Below are 18,462 nucleotides of genomic sequence, written 5' to 3'. Positions count from 1 at the left end.
GTCGAGGTGGCGAGGATCCCGCGCGCCATCGGCACGAGGACGGGCGTGAAGGAGATGCCGACGGCGCGATCGTCGGAGATCGAGCCCGATGTCGGAGAATTCGGCGCGATCCCTCCGACATCAGCGCGATTCTCCGACATCGCCGCGGTCAGCGCCTGCCGGATCTCCGGGATGTGGCGGTGCGTGCCGCCGACGGCATACGGGTTCGCCGTGCCCAGGATCTCCGCCGCCAGCAGATTCGTCTTCATCGCCTTGCCCGCTCCCGACGGTCCGACGGCGAGCACGCTCACGATGTCGGACGGATCGATGACCCCGGCCGCGACACCCGGCGCGAGGCTCAGGCTCACGGTCGACGCGTTGCAGCCGGGTGCGGCGATGCGGGTCGCGTCGACGAGCCGGTCGCGCTGCTTTCCGCCGTCGACGATCAGCTCCGGCACGCCATAGGTCCACGGCTCATGGAAATCGCCCCCGTAGAAGGCGTTCCACGCATCCCTCGAGGCGAGTCGATGGTCAGCGCCCGCGTCGATCACCAGCGGCGTCTCCGCGAGCGCATCCGTGTACTGTCCCGACTGCCCATGGGGCAATGCCAGGACGACGACGTCATGCCCGGCGAGCACCTCGGGGGTCGTCTGCTGGATCGTCAGATGCGCCAGCGAGCGCAGGTGCGGCTGGTGCTGGACCAGAGGCTGCCCCGCGGTCGAATGCGCCGTCACGGTGCGGATCTCCACGTCGGGATGGGCGGCCAGGAGCCGGAGGATCTCACCGCCGGCATAGCCGGATGCGCCGGAGACGGCGACCGAATAGGTCATGCGTTCCACCTTAGTTTCGAAGGAGTCGGAGCCTGAAGGCGGCGACACCCGCCGGCCCAACCGGACCGCGTGCGGGGTCGCCTAGAGTCGGCGGCCGCGACGGAGCGAACCGAGGTGGCGTCGGTGCGACGCGGTGCCCGCGACGAGCACCGGGCCCGTGAGGGGCGCCGTCGGGACCGAGGCTGCCGGAAGCATGGGGCTGACGATAGTCGCAGCCTCGCGCGACCCGCAAATCGTGTCGCCGCGGCGGCATGCGGACTCAGTCGCGGATGACGGCGCCGTGACGGCGGCCTGCCATCGTCACTCCGGCGAGCTTCGCCTCGGTCGCCTCCGCCGCCGTCAGGGTGCGGTCGGCCGCCCGGAAGCGCATCGCGAAGGTCAGGCTCTTGCGTCCGTGCTCGATTCCCGCGCCCCGGTAGTCGTCGACGAGGTGGAGGTGCTCGAGAAGCTCCCCTGCCCCTTCCCTCAGCGCCGAGGCCACATCCGCCGCCGGCACATCGGCGGAGACGACGAGGGAGACATCCTGCGTGGCAGCGGGATACGTCGACAGCGACCCGACGACCACACGATCGCCCGCGAGTTCGAGCACGAGGTCGAGGTCGACCTCGGCGACCACCACACGGCCGGGCAGATCCGCGGCTGCGGCGACGTCCGGCAGCAGCTCGCCGACATAGCCGACGGTCTCCCCTCGCACGTCGAGCGTTCCGGTGCGTCCGGGATGCAACGCCGCGCGCGTTCCCTGCGTCACGCGGATGTCGACACCGGCCGCCAGCCCTACCGTTCGCACGGCGTCGAGGGCGTCGGCGAGGTCAGCGGCACGTGCCGGCTCCCCCGGCTGCTTGGCGATCAGAGAGCCGGTGAGCAGCACCGCGACGTGACGGCGCTGCGGCGGGATCGCGTCATCGAGTTCCGCGAGGGTCGCCGCCGACGGACGCACCGCGGGAGGCGGAACGTGCGGCGTGCCGTAGACCACCCCGGAACGAGGGAGGAAGACGGTCCCGGACTCGTAGAGCGCGAGGTCGGTGAGTCCGCGCGACACGTTCCGGTGCGCGACCTGCACGAGGCCCGGAACGAGCGAACGTCGCAGGAACGGCGCCTGACCGTCCAGCGGATTCGCCAGGCGGATGCTGGGCAGGTGCTCACCGCTCGCCGAGCCGTGCAGGTCGTTCTGCTCCTCTGTGGTGAAGGGGAAGGAGGGCGTCTCGACGTAGCCGGCCGCGGCGAGCGCGTTCGAGACGCGGCGACGACCGCGCTGCGCCCCCGTGAGGCCCCGGCCGGACGGCGGCACCGGCACCTCCGACGGGATCCGGTCGTACCCGGTGATCCGCGCGACCTCCTCGGCGAGCGTCCAGGTGTCGGTGAGGTCGGGACGCCACGTGGGCGCGACGACGGTCCACCCCTGCTCGGTGGCGGCGACGGCGCATCCGATCATCTCCAGCGAGGCGACGATCTCGTCGTCCGAGTACTCGACCCCGATGAGGCCCGCGACGAAGCCGCTCGGCAGGTCGATGGAGGTGCGGACCGGGTCCGAGCCGACCGCCCCGCCCACGCGCTCGTCGGTTCCGCCCGCGAGTTCGACCATGAGATCCACCACCCGCTGGGCTGCCACGTAAGGCAGGCCGGGGTCGACGCCGCGCTCGAACCGACGCGACGCCTCGCTGGGGAGCTTGTGCCGTCGCGCCGTGCGCGCGATCGTGATCGGCTCGAACACGGCGGCCTCGACGAGAACGTTGCGCGTCGACGCACCCATCTCCGTCGTCCCGCCGCCCATGACGCCGGCGAGGCCGATGGGTCCGGACTCATCGGTGATGAGGAGGTCCTCGACATCGAGGTCACGCAGCTTGCCGTCGAGGGTCTGCAGCTTCTCCCCCGCTGTCGCCCGGCGCACGGTGATGCCGCCGGTGAGCGCATCCAGGTCGTAGCCGTGGATCGGCGTGCCGAGCTCCAGCATCACGTAGTTGGTGATGTCGATGAGGATGCCGAGCGAACGCACGCCCGCAAGCGTCAGACGGGCGATCATCCACGACGGGGTGGGCTTGGTGGGGTCGACGTCGCGCACCACACGAGCGACGAATTCCGTCGCTCCCACGCGCCCCCGGATCGGTGCACGGTCGTCGACGGCCACGGAGAACTCGTGTCGATCGATGCACACGTCGGCGGCATCGCGCTCCGCCGGGTCGCGGAACGCCGCGCCGGTCGCGTGCGAATACTCCCGCGCCACGCCGCGAAGGGACAGTGCGTAGCCGCGGTCGGGGGTGACGTTGATCTCCACGGCGACGTCGTCGAGGCCGAGCAGACCGATCGCGTCGGTGCCCGCGGGCGCGTCGATGCCGATCTCGACCAGGCGCAGGATGCCGTCGCTCTCCTCGCCGAGGCCGAGCTCCTTCGCCGACGCGATCATGCCGTCCGACACGTGACCGTAGGTCTTGCGCGCGGCGATCGGGAAGGGGCCAGGCAGGACGGATCCGGGGAGGGTCACGACGACCTTGTCACCGGCGAAGAAGTTGCCCGCACCGCACACGATCCCGCGCACGCCGTCGCCGACGTCGACCTGGCACCAGCGGATGGTCTTGCCGTTCTTCTGCGGCTCCTCGACGAACTCCAGCACCTCGCCGACGACGATGGGTCCGGAGAGCTCGAACCGATGCACGTCCTCCTCCTCGAACCCGACGGCGACCAGAGCCGCGAGAACGTCCTCGGGCGTGGACTCGGCGGCGACGTCGACGTACTCACGCAGCCATGACAGGGGGACGCGCATCAGACCACCATTCCGAACTGCTCGCTGAAGCGCACATCGCCCTCGGCCATGTCGCGCATGTCCTTCACGTCGCTGCGGAACATGAGGGTCCGCTCGAAGCCCATGCCGAAGGCGAAGCCCGAGTACTCCTCCGGGTCGATCCCGGCCGCACGCAGCACGTTCGGGTTGACCATTCCGCATCCCCCCCATTCGATCCATCGGGCGCCGCCGGTGAAGGTCGGGTGCCAGAGGTCGAACTCGGCGGACGGTTCGGTGAACGGGAAGTAGTTGGCGCGCATGCGCGTCTTGGCCTCACTGCCGAACAGCACGCGTGCGATGTGGTCGAGCGTTCCCTTGAGGTGCGCCATCGTGATGCCGCGGTCGATGACCAGTCCCTCGAACTGCGAGAAGACGGGAAGGTGCGTGGCATCGAATTCGTCGGCACGGTAGACGCGCCCCGGGGAGAGCACGTAGATCGGGATGTCGCGTTCGAGCATCGACCGCATCTGCACCGGGCTGGTGTGGGTTCGCATCACGAGGTGCCGCTCGAGGGGGTCGACGTAGAAGGAGTCCTGCATCTGCCGCGACGGGTGATCCGGTGCGATGTTCAGCGCGTCGAAGTTGAACCACTCGTGCTCGAGCTCGGGTCCTTCGGCGATCTCCCACCCCATGCCCACGAAGATGTCGGAGATCTCCTCCTGGAGCAGGGTCAGCGGATGGCGCGCGCCGATGCGCGCGCGATGCGCGAGGGCCGTGATGTCGACGCGCTCGGCCTCCAGGCGCGCCGCGGTCTCGGCTTCGACGATCTCGGTCTCTCGTGCGGCGAGCGCCTGCGAGACCTGTCCGCGAGCCTGACCGACGAGCTTGCCGAACTCCGCCTTCTTGTCCTTGGGCACATCGCGCATTCGTGCGTTCAGCCGCGCCAGGGGCGAGCCTTCGCCCGCGTGCGCGGCGCGCACCGCCTTCAGCTCTGCGGAGTCGGGAGCCTCGGCGATGGCGGACAGCGCGGCGGTCACCGCGGCCTCCACCGCCTCGGGGGTGATCTCGGGGGCAACCTCGTCGGACACGAGAGACGAGTCTACCGACGTGCGGCACTCCGCCCGCCAGTACCGCTCAGCGTTGATCGGACAACCGCGCCTTGGCGTTGGCCTCGGCGACCAGGAGTGCCTGATCGGGATCCTCCGGCGTGGATGCTCCCTTCCGCGCCCTGCCGCCCCCGGACGCCGTGCGCCGCGACAGCCATCGCGCGAACCACGACAGGCTCAGGTTGATGGCCAGGTAGAGCACGAGGGTCACCACGAACAGCGAGAACATGTACCGATTGCCGTAGAAGCTGCCCAGATTGTTCATCGTGGTGCGGATGAGCTCGTTGTATCCCACGATGTATCCGAGAGACGTGTCCTTCAGCAGCACGACCAGCTGCGCCACGATGATCGGGAGCATCTGCCGGAACGCCTGCGGGAACTCCACGAGCATCTTCGACTGGAAGTAGCGCATGCCGACGGACAGCGCCGCCTCACGCTGCCCGCGCGGCAGCGCGGCGAGTCCCGCTCGCAGCGCCTCGCCGATGAGGGTGCCGTTGTAGATGATCAGGGCGATCACGACCGCCCAGAACGCACCGGTGGATGCGACGAGGAGGATGAACAGCATCATCAGCAGCACCGGCATGCCGCGGAAGAACTCCAGCAGCCACGCGGTCGGCACGCGGATCCACGCGTGCTCCGAGCTCCGCACGAGCGAGAAGACGACTCCGAGGGCCACGGCACCGACAGCCGCCACCGCCGCGGCTTGCAGCGTCGCCAGCACCCCTCGCCCGATGAACTGCCACACCTCGGGATCGGTGAAGATGTCCCATCGACTCCCGTCGAACATGCCCGGAAGGGTGATGCCGCCGGATTGACGGGGCGCGGCGAGGATCAGGAAGACCCAGACGGCGAGCGCGATCAGCACCGCCCCCGCGACGACGGAGGCGATCAGCGAGTTGCGACGAGCCTTCGGGCCCGGCGCGTCGAAGAGGACGCTCGATCCGCTCATCGTGACACCACCCATCGCTTCTCGAGCTGGCCGGCCGCGAAGCCGAGCGGCACCGTGATGACGAGGTACAGGGCCGCGGCCACCAGCAGGATCGGGATGACGATGTTGCCGTTGTCGTTCGCGAGCTGCCGGGTCGTGGCGAACAGTTCCACCACGAAGAATCCGCCCGCCACCGAGGTGTTCTTGGTGAGGGCGATGAAGACGTTGATCAGCGGCGGCACCGTCATCCGGAACGCCTGCGGAAGCACCACGAGCGAGACCGTCTGCCGGAATCCGAGCCCGATGCTGCGCGCCGCCTCGGCCTGACCGACGGGCACGCCGTTGATGCCCGAGCGAAGGGCTTCAGCCACGAAGGGCGACGTGTAGTAGGTGAGCGCGACGAAGGCGAGCAGCACGTAGGGGGCACGCACGCCGAGCATCGGCATGACGAAGGCCGTGAAGAAGAACACCAGCGTCAGCGGGGTGTTTCGCGCGATCTCGGTCCACGCCGCGGCGAATCCGCGCAGCACCGGAACCGGCGAGATGCGCATCGCCGCGATCGCGGTGCCGAGCACGAGGGCCAGCACACCCGAGACGACCAGCAGCAGCAGGGTGACGCGGAATCCCTCCCAGAACTCGGGCATGAGCGACCAGAGCTGCTCCATCGGCCCTCCTCTCGATCGGTGGGATGAGGGTGTCCCGCAGGCGAGTGCGGGACACCCTCATCGGGTCAGTAGCGGTCCGGTGTCGGCGGCTCGACGTAGGGCAGCACGGCACCGGCGGTGTCGTTCCACGCCTGCTCGTAGCTGCCGTCGGCGTACGACTCCTCCAGCACGTCGTTGATCCACATGCGGAAGTCCGTGTCATCCAGCGCCAGGCCGATGCCGTAGGGCTCGTCGGTGAACGGCTCGCCCACGACCTTGAACTCGCCCTCGTTCTGCGCGGCGAGGCCGGCCAGGATGACGTTGTCGGTCGACACCGCGACGACCTGACCGTTCCGCAGGGGCTCCAGGCAGTTCGAGTAGGTGTCCGTGAGGACCGGCTCCGCACCGATCTCCTCCAGCATGGCCGCCGGAGTCGACCCCGTCACCGAGCACACCGGCTGCCCGACGAGGTCCTCTTCGCTGGTGATGTCCTCGTTGTCGGCGAGAACGAGGATGGACTGCCCGGCCATGTAGTAGGGCCCGGCGAAAGAGACGACCTCCTTGCGGGCGTCGTTGATCGTGTACGTCGCGACCACGATGTCGACCTGGCCGTTCTCGATGAACGGCTCACGGTTTGCCGACACGGTCTCGACCCACTCGATGTCTTCTTCGGCGATGCCCAGCTGGGCGGCGATGATCTTGCCGATCTCGACGTCGAAGCCCTCGGGTTCGCCGCTGGGACCGACCAGGCCGAACAGCGGCTGGTCGAACTTCGTGCCGATCGTGATGGTGCCGGCCTCGTTGAGCGCCGCCATCGTCGTGCCCTCGTCGAAGGTGACGTCTTCGGCCGGCTCGGGAGCGGCATCGTCACCGGCGGTGTCCCCGCCACCGCAGGCCGTCAGCGCCAAGGCGCCGGCGGCGGCCAGCGCGATGAGCGGGAGTCTCGCTCGCTTCATGTCTCGTCCTTTGCTGTGTGCGGTCGCCGAAGCGACCTCTTCTCGATTCCCGCCCCGCGTCGCGGAGCGGTCCTTTCAGTGCTCGAGGATCTTGGACAGGAAGTCCTTGGCCCTCTCGCTCTGCGGGTTCGTGAAGAACTGCTCGGGTGCGGCTTCTTCGACGATGGCTCCATCGGCCATGAACAGCACGCGGTCTGCGGCCTTGCGTGCGAATCCCATCTCGTGTGTGACGACGATCATGGTCATGCCCTCCTGGGCGAGACCGACCATGACGTCGAGGACCTCGTTGATCATCTCAGGGTCGAGTGCGCTGGTGGGTTCGTCGAGGAGGATGAGCTTGGGATTCATCGCCAGCGAACGGGCGATGGCGACACGCTGCTGCTGGCCACCCGAGAGCTGACTGGGCATCTTGGCCGCCTGATTGGCGACACCCACGCGATCCAGGAGCTCCATCGCCTTCTTCTCGGCATCCTTCTTCTTGAGGCCCCGCACGCGCATCGGACCGAGAGTGACGTTCTCGAGCACCGTCTTGTGGGCGAAGAGATTGAACGACTGGAACACCATGCCGACGTCGGCACGCAGCTTCGCGAGCGCGCGCCCCTCTTCGGGCAGCGGTACGCCGTCGATGGTGATGGTGCCCGAATCGATCGTCTCGAGACGGTTGACGGCGCGACACAGCGTTGACTTCCCGGACCCGCTGGGCCCGATCACGACCACGACCTCGCCGCGGTTGACCACGGTGTTGATGTCGCGCAGCACATGGAGGTCGCCGAAGTGCTTGTCGACGTGGTCGATGACGACGAGCGGCTCACCGCGTCGCACGGTGATGTTCGACGTTCGGGCCGCCGGTGAGGCATCGGATGTCGTCATGGCCTGAACATAGCCCCGGGCGCACCCCCGCTCCAGGGGTGACGCGCGACCTTAACCGAGCTGTAATCGACCCGCGCTGGTCAGATGGCTCAATCGGCGCGCTGCGCGAACGCCGTTTCGTAGAGGCAGACGCTGGCAGCGGTAGCCAGATTGAGCGACTCGGCGCGTCCGTAGATCGGCAGCCGCATCGACATGTCGACCAGCGAGACGGCCTCGTCATGAAGGCCCCGCGCCTCGTTGCCGAAGACCCAGGCGGTCGGTTCGGCGAGGATCTCACGTCGAGCGAGGAAGTCCTCTCCTCCGACGTCGGCGGCGACCACCCGCACGCCGGCGGCGTGAGCGAGCCCGACGACGGTCTCGAGGTCGGTGCCGATGGCGATCGGGAGGTGGAACAGCGAACCGGTCGTCGAACGCACCACCTTCGGGTGGTAAGGATCGACGGTGTTGCCGGTGAGGATGACGGCGTCGGCGCCGACCGCGTCGGCGGCACGGATGATCGTGCCGAGATTGCCAGGGTCGCGCACCTCTTCGCACACCGCCACCAGCCGAGGCGAGCCGGCGAAGATCTCACGGACCGGCGTGGGAGCCTGCCGCGCGACCGCGACGATCCCCTGGGGTGTCACCGTGTCGGCCATCGCGTCGAGCACGGGCTCGGTCGTGTAGACCGGCTCGATTCCGGCGGACGCGGCCGCATCGCGGATGTCGGTGTGCTTCTCCAACGCGGCCGGTGTCGCGAACAGTTCGACGACCGTTCCGGGTTGGAAGGCGAGCGCCTCCCGTGCGGCCTGCGGACCCTCGAGGAGATAGAGCCCCGTCTCTTTGCGTGCGCTGCGCTTGGTGAGCTTCGCCACGGCGCGCACGCGCGGCGACCGGGGGTTCTCGAGCACGCGACCAGTCTAGGGGCGGCGCCCCGCGGCGCCCCGCATCCACCTGCCCGCCCGATGTCGGAGAATCGTGTCGATGTCGGAGGATTCCGACGCGATCATCCGACATCGGGCTGAATCTCCGACGATGCGGCCGCGCGGGGCGGGGCACGGGATGCCGAAAGGGCGCCCTCCCGGGGGAGGACGCCCTTTCGAGATAGAGAGCCTTACGCCGTCTTCTTGGCGTTGACGTTCTCGGGCAGCGCCTTCTTGGCGGTCTCGACGAGCGACGCGAACGCGGTCGGCTCGTTCACGGCGAGCTCGGCCAGCATGCGACGGTCGACCTGCACACCCGCGAGGCCGAGACCCTGGATGAAGCGGTTGTAGGTCATGCCGTGCTGACGGCTGGCTGCGTTGATGCGCTGGATCCACAGACGACGGAAGTCGCCCTTGCGCTTGCGACGGTCGCGGTACGCGTAGACGAGCGAGTGGGTGACCTGCTCCTTCGCCTTGCGGTACAGACGCGAGCGCTGACCCCGGTAACCGGAGGCGCGCTCGAGGATGACGCGACGCTTCTTGTGGGCGTTGACGGCCCGCTTGACTCTAGCCATTTCGTTTCGTTCCTATTCGTGCACGGGCCGCGTCAGCGACCGAGAAGCTTCTTGGCCTGCTTGGTGTCGGCCGTCGACAGCACCTGGTCCTGGTTCAGACGGCGGGTGCGACGGCTCGACTTTCCCTCGAGGTTGTGGCGCATTCCGGCCTGCTGCTTCTTGAGCTTGCCGCTGCCGGTGATCTTGAAGCGCTTCTTGGCACCCGAGTGGGTCTTCTGCTTCGGCATGTTTCTTCCTTCGTGTCTCTTCCCGCTCGGGCGGGAACGGGGTCCCGACGGAGCGGGAGTCTGGGCAGCGTTACTGCGCCGGGGCGGTGTCGCCGTCGGCGCTGGTGCGCGATGCGCGCGAGGCTTCCTTGTTCGCGGCGCGCTGAGCGTTCTGCTCCGCCTTCGCCTCGGACTTGTTCTTGTGCGGGGCGATCACCATCGTCATGTTGCGGCCGTCCTGCGTCGGGTTGACCTCGACGGTGCCGAACTCGGCGACGTCTTCGGCGAACTTGCGGAGCAGTCGCACGCCCTGCTCCGGACGCGACTGCTCGCGCCCGCGGAACAGGATCATGGCCTTCACCTTGTCACCGGCCTGGAGGAAGCCCTCGGCGCGCTTGAGCTTGGTGATGTAGTCGTGCGCCTCGATCTTCAGTCGGAACCGGACCTCCTTGAGGACCGTGTTCGCCTGATTGCGACGCGCCTCCTTGGCCTTCTGCGCAGCCTCGTACTTGAACTTGCCGTAGTCCATGATCTTGACCACGGGCGGCTTGGAGTTGGGCGCGACCTCGACCAGGTCGAGATCCGCCTCCTGAGCCAGACGCTGCGCAACCTCGATGCGGACGACGCCGACCTGCTCGCCGTTGGGGCCGACGAGACGGACCTCAGGCACGCGGATGCGCTCGTTGGTGCGGGGATCGCTGATGCGGAACTCCTCTTCGTGCGGGTGGTGGCCACCGCGACACGGTATGTCGCGGGCGGAAGAGTCCCCATTCCACCCGACGCGGCGTCCGAACGCCGACATCGTGCACCCGTACCTCGGCCGACATGCATGTCTCCGGGTCGACTCCGACATGGTGTCGCCGGAGCGGAGTGCGTGGACCCGGTAGCCTGGAGCGGCAAGCGCGGGTGGGATGTGATCCTCTTTCGTTCCAGAGCACAGTGCTCTGAAGCCCGCTGAAGTCTACCAGAAAGCACCACGTGTCCACGATTCCCCCCGACCACGGCCACGCAGAAGACGAACGTCACGCTCGGTGGGCCTCTCAGGAAGCCGCCGCCGAGTCGGCGACCCGCGACATCGCGGATGTCCCCGCGGTCGAGGTGATCACCACCGCCGCGGTGCATCTGATGAGCGCGGCCGCCGTGAAGGTCGGACTCGCCGACGACCCCGACACGCAGAAGGATCTGGACGAGGCCCGCAAGCTCATCAACGCCCTCGCCGGGCTCATCACCGCCGGCGCCCCCGAGATCAGCGACATGCACGCGCGGTCCCTCCGCGACGGACTGCGCTCGGTGCAACTCGCCTTCCGCGAGGCATCGACGATTCCCGACCCCATCGGCAAGGGGCCGGGCGAGAAATGGACCGGACCGGTCAGCTGAGCGGCTCCGAGCGCACGAGCTTCACGGCGAGCGAGTCCACCAGCACGGCGACGCGGTCATCCGCGGCCCATCGTCTCGCCAGGCGTGCGAGGACGGCATCGAGCTGCGACTGATCGAGTCCGGCAGCCACGTGCAGGCGCACGATCAGCTCGGGCCCCCGTCCACGTGCCTCGGGGTCGCCGGGTTCGAGTGCGAGGTCGATGATGGCCAGCTCCCCGCCGACGCTCTCGTTGAGTCCGGCCGCCACCTCGGGCGAGCGATGACTCGGCTCCCACTGCTGCGACTGGGCGATCGCCCAGACCGCCGGACGACGGATGACGAACTCGGTCTCCGAGCCGGGATCGATGACGATGAGGTCGGTGTCGTCCGCCGATGCCGCCAGTGCGGTCCTGATGCCCTCCGCGGGCACCGGACGCGCCTGCGCATCCCACACCCGCATGGTGTCGACCGACGTGAAGACCGGAAGCACGTGTCGCCCGTCCGGTGCGGCGACCGTGACGATCGACAGCTCCTGCGTCTTGTCGACCGCGAGTCCGTGTGCACCGACCGCGTCGCCGTCACCGTCGCCCTTCTGCGCGATGAGGGGGATCAGCAGACGGGCTCTCCGGTACGCGTCGACGACCTGCACCTCGGAGCCTTCGCCCGCCCGGAAGTCCCGCAGCGCCCGCTCGAGAGCAGGATCAGCACGGCCGTCGTCAGCGGCGTGGGGATTGTCGGAGAAGCGGCGTCCCTCCCACGGGACTCCCGCCGAGTCCGAGCCGCCGTCGGGCTGCGCGGGATCAGCGCCCGGCGACATCCAGCGCCTCAGCGAGGGTGAAGTTCCCCGCATAGAGGGCCTTGCCGACGATCGCACCCTCGACGCCGAGGGGCACGAGCTCTCGGAGAGCGGCGATGTCGTCGAGGCTCGAGATGCCTCCCGACGCCACGACGGGCTTCGGGGTGCGCGTCACCATTTCGCGAAGCAGCTCGGTGTTCGGGCCCTGCAGGGTGCCGTCCTTCGTGACGTCCGTCACGACGTAGCGACTGCATCCGGCTGACTCGAGGCGATCGAGCACCGTCCACAGGTCACCGCCTTCGCGGGTCCAGCCCCGCGCGGCGAGCGTCGTACCACGCACATCCAGGCCGACGGCGATGAGGTCGCCGTAGCGGCCGATCACGTCAGCCGCCCACTCGGGGTTCTCCAGCGCGGCGGTCCCGAGGTTCACGCGCGAGGCGCCGCTTTCGAGAGCCGCCTCCAGCGAGGCATCGTCGCGGATGCCGCCGGACAGCTCGACCTGAACACCGCGCACCGACTTGATCACCTTGCGCATGATGCCGGCATTGCTGCCCCGGCCGAAGGCCGCATCCAGGTCGACGAGATGGATCCACTGCGCCCCCTGGCGCGCCCAGTCGGTCGCGGCGTCGACGGGGTCGCCGTAGTTCGTCTCCGAACCGGCCTCACCCTGCGTGAGTCGAACGGCCTTTCCCCCGGCGACGTCCACCGCGGGAAGCAGAACAAGCTGGGGCGTTGATGCGAAATCGTTCATAGCTCCTCGTGCGCCTCGGCACCGGATCCGGGCGGCCGGGCGCAGGCACGGATTCAGAGGTTAGTCGGCGCCAGCCCGTCGATCCAATTGGCGAGCAGCCGGATGCCGGCCTCCCCCGACTTCTCGGGGTGGAACTGCGTCGCCGAGAGCGGCCCGTTCTCCACGGCGGCAAGGAAGGGCACGCCGTGTTCGCTCCAGGTCAAGACCGGTTCAGCGAGGGGGCGCTGCGTCTGCATCGTCCAGTGCTGGGCGGCGAACGAGTGCACGAAGTAGAACCGCTCGTTCTCGATTCCGCGGAACAGGCGACTGCCGGCCCCCGACGCGACGGTGTTCCATCCCATGTGCGGAAGGACAGGAGCATCCAACTCGGTGACCGCGCCCGGCCACTCGCCCAGTCCCGGAGTGTCCGCGCCCCGCTCCACACCGTGTTCGAAGAGGACCTGCATCCCCACGCAGATCCCCAGCACGGGCCTACCGCCGGCCAGACGTCGTCCGATGAGCTCGTCGCCGCAGCGCGAGCGCAGTGCGGCGACGACCGCCTCGAAGGCGCCGACGCCGGGCACCACGAGTCCGTCCGCGTCTTGGATCAGCCCGCGGTCGGCCGTCAGCCGCGCGTCGGCTCCGGCAGCGACGAGAGCCTTGACCGCGGAATGGACGTTCCCGGATCCGTAGTCGAGAACGGCGACGAGGGGCCGGTCGGTCACAGGGCGCCCTTCGTGCTCGGCACGCCGTCGACGAGTGGATCGAGCGCTTTCGCCTGGCGGAAGGCACGCGCGAATGCCTTGTATTCCGCCTCGGCGATGTGGTGAGGGTCCCGGCCGCCCAGCACCCTTACGTGGACGGTCAGCGCCGCCTGGAAGGACAGCGCCTCGAAGGTGTGGCGCACCAACGACCCCGTGAAGTGGCCGCCGATGAGGTGGTGTTCGAAACCGGCCGGCTCGCCCGTGTGCACGAGGTAGGGCCGCCCACTGATGTCGACCACTGCCTGGGCGAGGGCTTCGTCGAGCGGGACGAGCGCATCCCCGTAGCGGCTGATGCCGGCCTTGTCGCCGAGAGCCTGCCGGATCGCCTGCCCGAGCACGATCGCGACGTCTTCGACCGTGTGGTGTGCGTCGATGTCGGTGTCGCCCGACGCGCGAACCGTGAGGTCGGTGAGCGAGTGCTTCGCGAACGCGGTCAGCATGTGGTCGTAGAACGGCACCGACGTGTCGATGCTGCTGCGCCCCGTGCCGTCGAGGTCGAGCTGGAGCTCGACCGTCGACTCGCTGGTCGATCGGGTGAGCGAGGCGGTGCGGGTCATGACGTCGATCCTAACGACGCCAGCGCATCCAGGAACGCGGTCGTCTCCGCCTCTGTTCCTGCCGTGACGCGGAGGTGGTGCGGGATGCCCACGTCCCTGATGAGGATGCCGCGGTCGTAGAGGGCACCGAACGTCGCCGCCGGGTCCTCGACTCCCCCGAACAGGACGAAGTTCGTCCACGACGGGTGCGGCTGGTAGCCGAGCGCCTCGAGGGTGGCGGAGATGCGGTCGCGCTGCGCGACGATCTCGTCGACCATGCCGAGCATGACCGGCGCGTGACGCAGCGCCGCGAGCGCGGCGGCCTGCGTGATGGCACTCAGGTGGTACGGCAGGCGCACCAGACGCAGAGCGTCCACGACCGCGGGGTCGGCGGCGAGGTAACCCACGCGAGCTCCGGCAAAGGCGAATGCCTTCGACATCGTGCGCGAGACGATCAGTCGCTCGCGCCCCGGGAGCAGGGTGATCGCTGATGGCTCGTCGTGAGGCGCGAACTCCTGGTACGCCTCGTCGACCACGACCATCGCCCGGCTCGCGTCGTAGACCGCTGCGATCACGTCAAGTGGCAGCGGCGTGCCCGTCGGGTTGTTCGGGGCGCACAGGAACACCACATCCGGATCGGCTGCTGCGACCTGGTCGGCCGCCGAATCGGCGGTCACCGAGAAGTCGTCTTCGCGCGTTCCCGCGACCCAGGCAGCACCGGTCGCTCGCGTCAGCAGCGGGTACATCGAGTAGGTGGGCGCGAAGCCGAACGCCGTCCTCCCCGGTCCAGCGAAGGCCTGGAGCACGTGCTGAAGCACCTCGTTGGAACCGTTGGCGGCCCACATCTGCTCAGGAAGCAGCCCTTCACCCAGGTAATCCGCGAACGCCTCGCGAAGCGGCAGGAACTCGCGATCGGGGTATCGGTTGACGTCCCGAAGCGCCAATGCGATCGCATCGAGGATGTCGGCGGCGATCTCATCCGGCACGGGATGGGTGTTCTCGTTCACGTTCAGCGCAACCGGAAGCGGTGCCTGAGGCGCACCGTACGGAGTCATTCCGCGCAGATCGTCACGGAGAGGAAGGTCGTCGAGGCGAGCGGTCACCCCTCCCATGGTACGGGCGCGCTTCGCCCGGCGGTCTACGGTGCCGTGTCGTAGCGCGCCGGGATGGCCAGCTCCTGACCAGCCGAGACATCGACACCGTCGAGAGCATTCAGGCGCGCGATGTCGTCAACGACGTCTCGAGGATCGCTCTCCGGTGCCACGCGCTCCGCGATCGCCCAGAGCGATTCACCTGCACTCACGACGACCGTGGAGAACGAGGCAGCGTCGCCGGCGTCATCGCGCGACGCGAGCGCGCTGCCGCCACTGATGACCGCGACCGCCACGCATGCGGCGGCGGGCAGTGCCGCCGCGGCGGCAAGAACGCGACGGCCGCGCACGGTCATGCGCAGGCGGGTGCGGTGGTGCGGCGTGATGCTGATCGCGGTCATCTCTCCTCCTTCTCGGCGAGAGGTTCGCATCGCTGAACTCGGCCGGGAGCCGGCGATGCGAACCTCTCTTCCGAAGCTATCTTCGATCTCGTAAGCTGTCAAGCGGGCCGACCGGTGGACTTCTCTCGAACACGACACGCGGAGCGCTTGCAGACCGTGTCGGACGAGGGCGGATACCGTTTCGATGAGCAGAGCCCATCACCGACCTCCGACATTCGAAGGCCGGTGCCCCTCGGACGACGAGGGGTGAGGAGACAGGAGCACGAGATGACCGAGCCGACGAGCCGCGCGCGACCCCAGACACGGCGGCGCCGCAGCCTCAGCGACAAGCAGCTCGCGATCCTCGAAGTGATCCAGCGATCGATCGCACGGCACGGGTACCCGCCGAGCATGCGTGAGATCGGCGACGCGGTCGGGCTGAAGTCGTTGTCGAGCGTGACGCATCAGCTGAATCAGCTGGAGCTGAGCGGCTACCTGCGCCGCGATGCCGGCAAGACTCGCGCGATGGAGGTCCTCATCGACCTCCCCGGCGCGAGCACGGAAAGCCCCGCCGACGCGGCGCCCCCCGTGGGCGATGCCGCGATGGTCCCCCTCGTCGGGCGCATCGCCGCCGGGGTGCCGATCACCGCCGATCAGCAGATCGACGAGGTCTTCCCGCTGCCGAGGCAGCTGGTCGGCAAGGGCGACCTGTTCATGCTCAAGGTGTCCGGCGAGTCGATGATCGACGCGGCCATCTGCGACGGCGACTGGGTCGTGGTGCGCTCGCAGCCGACGGCCGAGAACGGCGACATCGTCGCCGCGATGCTCGACGGGGAGGCGACCGTCAAGACCTTCCGCCAGCGCGACGGTCACGTGTGGCTGCTGCCGCGGAACTCCGCGTTCGAGCCGATCCTCGGGGACGAGGCCGTCGTGCTCGGCAAAGTCGTGGCGGTGATGCGCGCCGTCTGACGGCCGTCTCCTCAGCCGGCCAGCGCACCGCGCGTGCAACAACTCAGGCTGTGCTGGCGATTCTGGTGCCGTGGCGGCATCCCGATGGTGTCTCAGCCTGAGTCGGGTCCGCAGGAGGCCGAGTAGGACGGAACTCGCACGCCGACGCCTCACCTCGCACGAGGCCAGGATCCAGAGAACGGGCGCCAGAATTCGGGGACGAAGGTGTCCGACCGCTTGAGGGCGTCGGAGAACCTGATCTGGGGCACACGTGCGAACGGGGCGGCGTTCCCGCCACAATGGGGCTGACCCGACAAGAGGGAGCCCTCGCCATGGCCACGACAGACATCACCGATCTCCGCGCGGAGATCGAACGGCTGAAAGCGGAGAACGCCGATCTTCGTTCCCAGGCGTCCTCGGATCTCAGCGGAGAAAGACCTGTCTCAGACCGCGCTGGTCACACCGGATGGTGGCGTGCCCTCATCTCGGCCGTCTGCATCGTGCTCGCCGGCATCCTCGTGCCCGTCTCCGTCCTCGGCACGTGGGCGCGCGCGGAACTCGTGAGCGAGGACGCGTTCGTGCAGACCTTCGGTCCCCTCGCGGACGATCCCGATGTGCAGCAGCTGGTGATCGACCAGGCGTCCACCGCCGTGAACGCGGCCGTCGACGTCGAGGGCATCACGAACGACGTCATCGACGGCGTGCAGAGCCTCGATCTTCCGCCCGCCGCGTCGTCGGCGCTCGACCTCCTCCGGCAGCCCGCCGTCCAGGGCGTGCAGGGCCTCATCGACTCGGCGATCACCGGAGTGGTCCAGTCCGACGCCTTTCCCGAGGTGTGGCGAACGGCTCTCGTCGCCAGCCATCGTGCGCTCGTCGCCGCAGCGACGGGCGACGACTCCACCGCGATCGCGATCGACGACACCGGCGCCCTCGGCATCCAGCTCGGCCCCATCATCGAGGAGCTGAAGTCACGACTGGCCGCGCAGGGTTTCGGCTTCGTCACCTCCATCCCGGCGATCGATCAGACCATCGTCATCGTCCAGGCCGATGGCCTGCTTCTGGTGGGCACCGTCTACAACCTCGCCGTCACAGCGGGCTACTGGATCCCCTTCGTAGCCCTCGGCCTCGCCGCCGTCGGGGTGCTGATCGCGCGCCGACGGTCGACGGCCGTGCTCGGGGTCGGCGTCGCCATCACGATCGGCGCAGGTCTGCTCGCGGTAGCCCTCGCGAGCGCGGGAGCCGTCCTCAGCCTCAACGCACCCGGTCTGGGCATCCCCGCTCGCACTCTGGAGTCGATCTACGACACGGTGATCGGCGCCGTCCGCGATACGGCGGTCGTCCTGACCTTCCTCGGCATCGTCGTCGCCGTGGCGGCGTGGCTGAGCGGCCGTTGGGCGCCGGCGCGGCGCATCCGCTCCGTGGCCGGCTCGCTCACCGCGTCGGCGCGATCGGGACTGCGCAGTCGAGGGCTCGACACGGGCGCCTTCGGGGACGCGATGCATCGCCAGCGCGTGCTCGTGCGCGTCGTCATCCTCGTGCTCGCCGTGCTCGTGCTGTTCGCGCTGCGGCCCCTGACTTTCGGCGACATCGCCCTGGTCATCGTGCTCGCCCTCGCCGTGTGGCTCGTCACCGCCCTGCTCGAGAGATCACCGTCTGATGGCCAGGCGGCCATCGACGCCGACGACGTCCTCGAGGCGGAACCGACGGCCGACGTGGACACGGCGGCCGATGTGGAAAGCGACACGGCGGTCCTTCCCGGCAACGCACCCACACAGCCGTTGCGCTGAGCCCGCAGGGAGGTCACCGCGTCGTACGGTGGGACGGTGACCTCCGAACTCCCCTACGGCTCCTGGCCCTCTCCCATCACCGCCGAGGCGGCCTCCGCGGCGTCGCCCCGGATCGACGGAGCTCGTTTCGTCGGGGAGGACGTGTGGTGGGGCGAGCCCGTTCCGGCCGAAGCCGGTCGCGTCGCCGTACGCCACCGCGGCGACGACGGCGACGTTGAGGATGTGTTGCCCACCCCCTGGAACGCGCGAAGCACCGTGCACGAGTACGGCGGCGGCGCGTGGACCGCCGACGAAGCCGGAACGCTGTTCTTCGTCGAGAAGACGGATCAGCGCGTGTACTCCGTCGTCGACGGGACCGTGCGTCC

General features: G+C 68.8%; 20 protein-coding genes and 1 pseudogene. 4 read left to right on the top strand and 17 right to left on the bottom strand.

From position 1 onward, the window contains the following. The 11 genes from B4E30_RS00415 to infC form a co-directional block, all read right to left on the bottom strand. Positions 1-809, bottom strand: an 809-nt coding sequence (locus B4E30_RS00415; RefSeq protein ID WP_286793022.1) for an N-acetyl-gamma-glutamyl-phosphate reductase, incomplete at its 3' end; no start/stop codon positions are given. A gap of 259 nt (positions 810-1,068) precedes the next feature. Further along, on the bottom strand, positions 1,069-3,567 hold the full coding sequence (gene pheT, locus B4E30_RS00410; protein WP_286793020.1) for a phenylalanine--tRNA ligase subunit beta: 2,499 nt from the start codon (positions 3,565-3,567) through the stop codon (positions 1,069-1,071). Further along, entirely contained in the window at positions 3,567-4,613 is a 1,047-nt protein-coding gene (pheS, locus tag B4E30_RS00405) for a phenylalanine--tRNA ligase subunit alpha (RefSeq protein WP_194383357.1), read from the bottom strand. The genes pheT and pheS overlap by 1 nt, the downstream gene beginning before the upstream one ends. 46 nt (positions 4,614-4,659) lie before the next feature. Beyond that, the gene (locus tag B4E30_RS00400) at positions 4,660-5,580 is read right to left on the bottom strand and encodes an amino acid ABC transporter permease (protein WP_286793019.1); all 921 of its coding nucleotides are present in this window, start codon (positions 5,578-5,580) and stop codon (positions 4,660-4,662) included. Then, positions 5,577-6,224 carry an amino acid ABC transporter permease gene (locus B4E30_RS00395; protein ID WP_071046073.1) on the bottom strand — a complete coding sequence of 216 codons (648 nt, stop codon included), beginning with the start codon at positions 6,222-6,224 and terminating at the stop codon, positions 5,577-5,579. The genes B4E30_RS00400 and B4E30_RS00395 overlap by 4 nt, the downstream gene beginning before the upstream one ends. Before the next feature lie 65 nt (positions 6,225-6,289). Beyond that, positions 6,290-7,159, bottom strand: coding sequence for a glutamate ABC transporter substrate-binding protein (locus B4E30_RS00390; protein ID WP_194383359.1), 870 nt, complete (start codon positions 7,157-7,159; stop codon positions 6,290-6,292). A 75-nt stretch (positions 7,160-7,234) separates the two neighbouring features. After that, entirely contained in the window at positions 7,235-8,029 is a 795-nt protein-coding gene (locus B4E30_RS00385) for an amino acid ABC transporter ATP-binding protein (RefSeq protein WP_194383360.1), read from the bottom strand. Positions 8,030-8,118: 89 nt separating this feature from the next. Next, entirely contained in the window at positions 8,119-8,916 is a 798-nt protein-coding gene (locus B4E30_RS00380) for a TrmH family RNA methyltransferase (RefSeq protein ID WP_194383361.1), read from the bottom strand. A 203-nt stretch (positions 8,917-9,119) separates the two neighbouring features. Continuing rightward, a complete protein-coding gene (gene rplT, locus B4E30_RS00375) occupies positions 9,120-9,503 on the bottom strand; it encodes a 50S ribosomal protein L20 (protein ID WP_071045733.1) in 384 nt (127 codons plus the stop codon). A gap of 32 nt (positions 9,504-9,535) precedes the next feature. Further along, positions 9,536-9,730, bottom strand: coding sequence for a 50S ribosomal protein L35 (rpmI, locus tag B4E30_RS00370; protein WP_194383362.1), 195 nt, complete (start codon positions 9,728-9,730; stop codon positions 9,536-9,538). 70 nt (positions 9,731-9,800) lie between these two features. Then, positions 9,801-10,379 (bottom strand): translation initiation factor IF-3, encoded by a 579-nt coding sequence (infC, locus tag B4E30_RS00365; protein WP_237673305.1) that lies wholly within the window; start codon positions 10,377-10,379, stop codon positions 9,801-9,803. A gap of 308 nt (positions 10,380-10,687) precedes the next feature. Here infC and B4E30_RS00360 point away from each other — a divergent pair, with 308 nt between their 5' ends. Continuing rightward, positions 10,688-11,086, top strand: a complete 399-nt coding sequence (locus B4E30_RS00360) for a DUF1844 domain-containing protein (RefSeq protein ID WP_194383363.1) — start codon at positions 10,688-10,690, stop codon at positions 11,084-11,086. Here B4E30_RS00360 and B4E30_RS00355 read toward each other — a convergent pair. The 6 genes from B4E30_RS00355 to B4E30_RS00330 are packed head-to-tail and all read right to left on the bottom strand — an operon-like array spanning position 11,079 to position 15,383. Then, complete coding sequence (locus tag B4E30_RS00355) at positions 11,079-11,882, bottom strand: SseB family protein (protein WP_194383364.1); 804 nt, start codon at positions 11,880-11,882, stop codon at positions 11,079-11,081. The genes B4E30_RS00360 and B4E30_RS00355 overlap by 8 nt on opposite strands. Then, complete coding sequence (gene priA, locus B4E30_RS00350; RefSeq protein WP_194383365.1) at positions 11,866-12,612, bottom strand: bifunctional 1-(5-phosphoribosyl)-5-((5-phosphoribosylamino)methylideneamino)imidazole-4-carboxamide isomerase/phosphoribosylanthranilate isomerase PriA; 747 nt, start codon at positions 12,610-12,612, stop codon at positions 11,866-11,868. Before priA ends, B4E30_RS00355 begins: the two co-directional genes overlap by 17 nt. A 53-nt stretch (positions 12,613-12,665) precedes the next feature. After that, positions 12,666-13,316 carry an imidazole glycerol phosphate synthase subunit HisH gene (gene hisH, locus B4E30_RS00345; RefSeq protein WP_194383366.1) on the bottom strand — a complete coding sequence of 217 codons (651 nt, stop codon included), beginning with the start codon at positions 13,314-13,316 and terminating at the stop codon, positions 12,666-12,668. Continuing rightward, positions 13,313-13,912, bottom strand: coding sequence for an imidazoleglycerol-phosphate dehydratase HisB (gene hisB, locus B4E30_RS00340; protein WP_071045723.1), 600 nt, complete (start codon positions 13,910-13,912; stop codon positions 13,313-13,315). The genes hisH and hisB overlap by 4 nt, the downstream gene beginning before the upstream one ends. Further along, positions 13,909-15,003 carry a histidinol-phosphate transaminase gene (locus tag B4E30_RS00335; RefSeq protein WP_194383367.1) on the bottom strand — a complete coding sequence of 365 codons (1,095 nt, stop codon included), beginning with the start codon at positions 15,001-15,003 and terminating at the stop codon, positions 13,909-13,911. The genes hisB and B4E30_RS00335 overlap by 4 nt, the downstream gene beginning before the upstream one ends. 26 nt (positions 15,004-15,029) lie before the next feature. Further along, positions 15,030-15,383 carry a LysM peptidoglycan-binding domain-containing protein gene (locus B4E30_RS00330; protein WP_194383368.1) on the bottom strand — a complete coding sequence of 118 codons (354 nt, stop codon included), beginning with the start codon at positions 15,381-15,383 and terminating at the stop codon, positions 15,030-15,032. A gap of 267 nt (positions 15,384-15,650) precedes the next feature. Between B4E30_RS00330 and lexA the strand changes: the two genes are divergently transcribed. From lexA to B4E30_RS00315, 3 genes and pseudogenes are all read left to right on the top strand, one after another. Further along, positions 15,651-16,331: a transcriptional repressor LexA gene (lexA, locus tag B4E30_RS00325; protein ID WP_071045718.1), complete on the top strand. Its 681-nt coding sequence runs from the start codon at positions 15,651-15,653 to the stop codon at positions 16,329-16,331. Positions 16,332-16,642: 311 nt separating this feature from the next. Continuing rightward, positions 16,643-18,097, top strand: coding sequence for a hypothetical protein (locus tag B4E30_RS00320; protein ID WP_194383369.1), 1,455 nt, complete (start codon positions 16,643-16,645; stop codon positions 18,095-18,097). 36 nt (positions 18,098-18,133) lie between these two features. Then, positions 18,134-18,462, top strand: a pseudogene (locus B4E30_RS00315) (S9 family peptidase); the annotation flags it as partial.

Origin of the sequence: Microbacterium sp. UBA3394, assembly GCF_002358725.1 — a bacterium.
Taxonomy (GTDB): domain Bacteria; phylum Actinomycetota; class Actinomycetes; order Actinomycetales; family Microbacteriaceae; genus Microbacterium; species Microbacterium luteum.
Note: the sequence above shows the minus strand (reverse complement) of the source record. Positions and strands in the feature narration are given on the sequence as shown.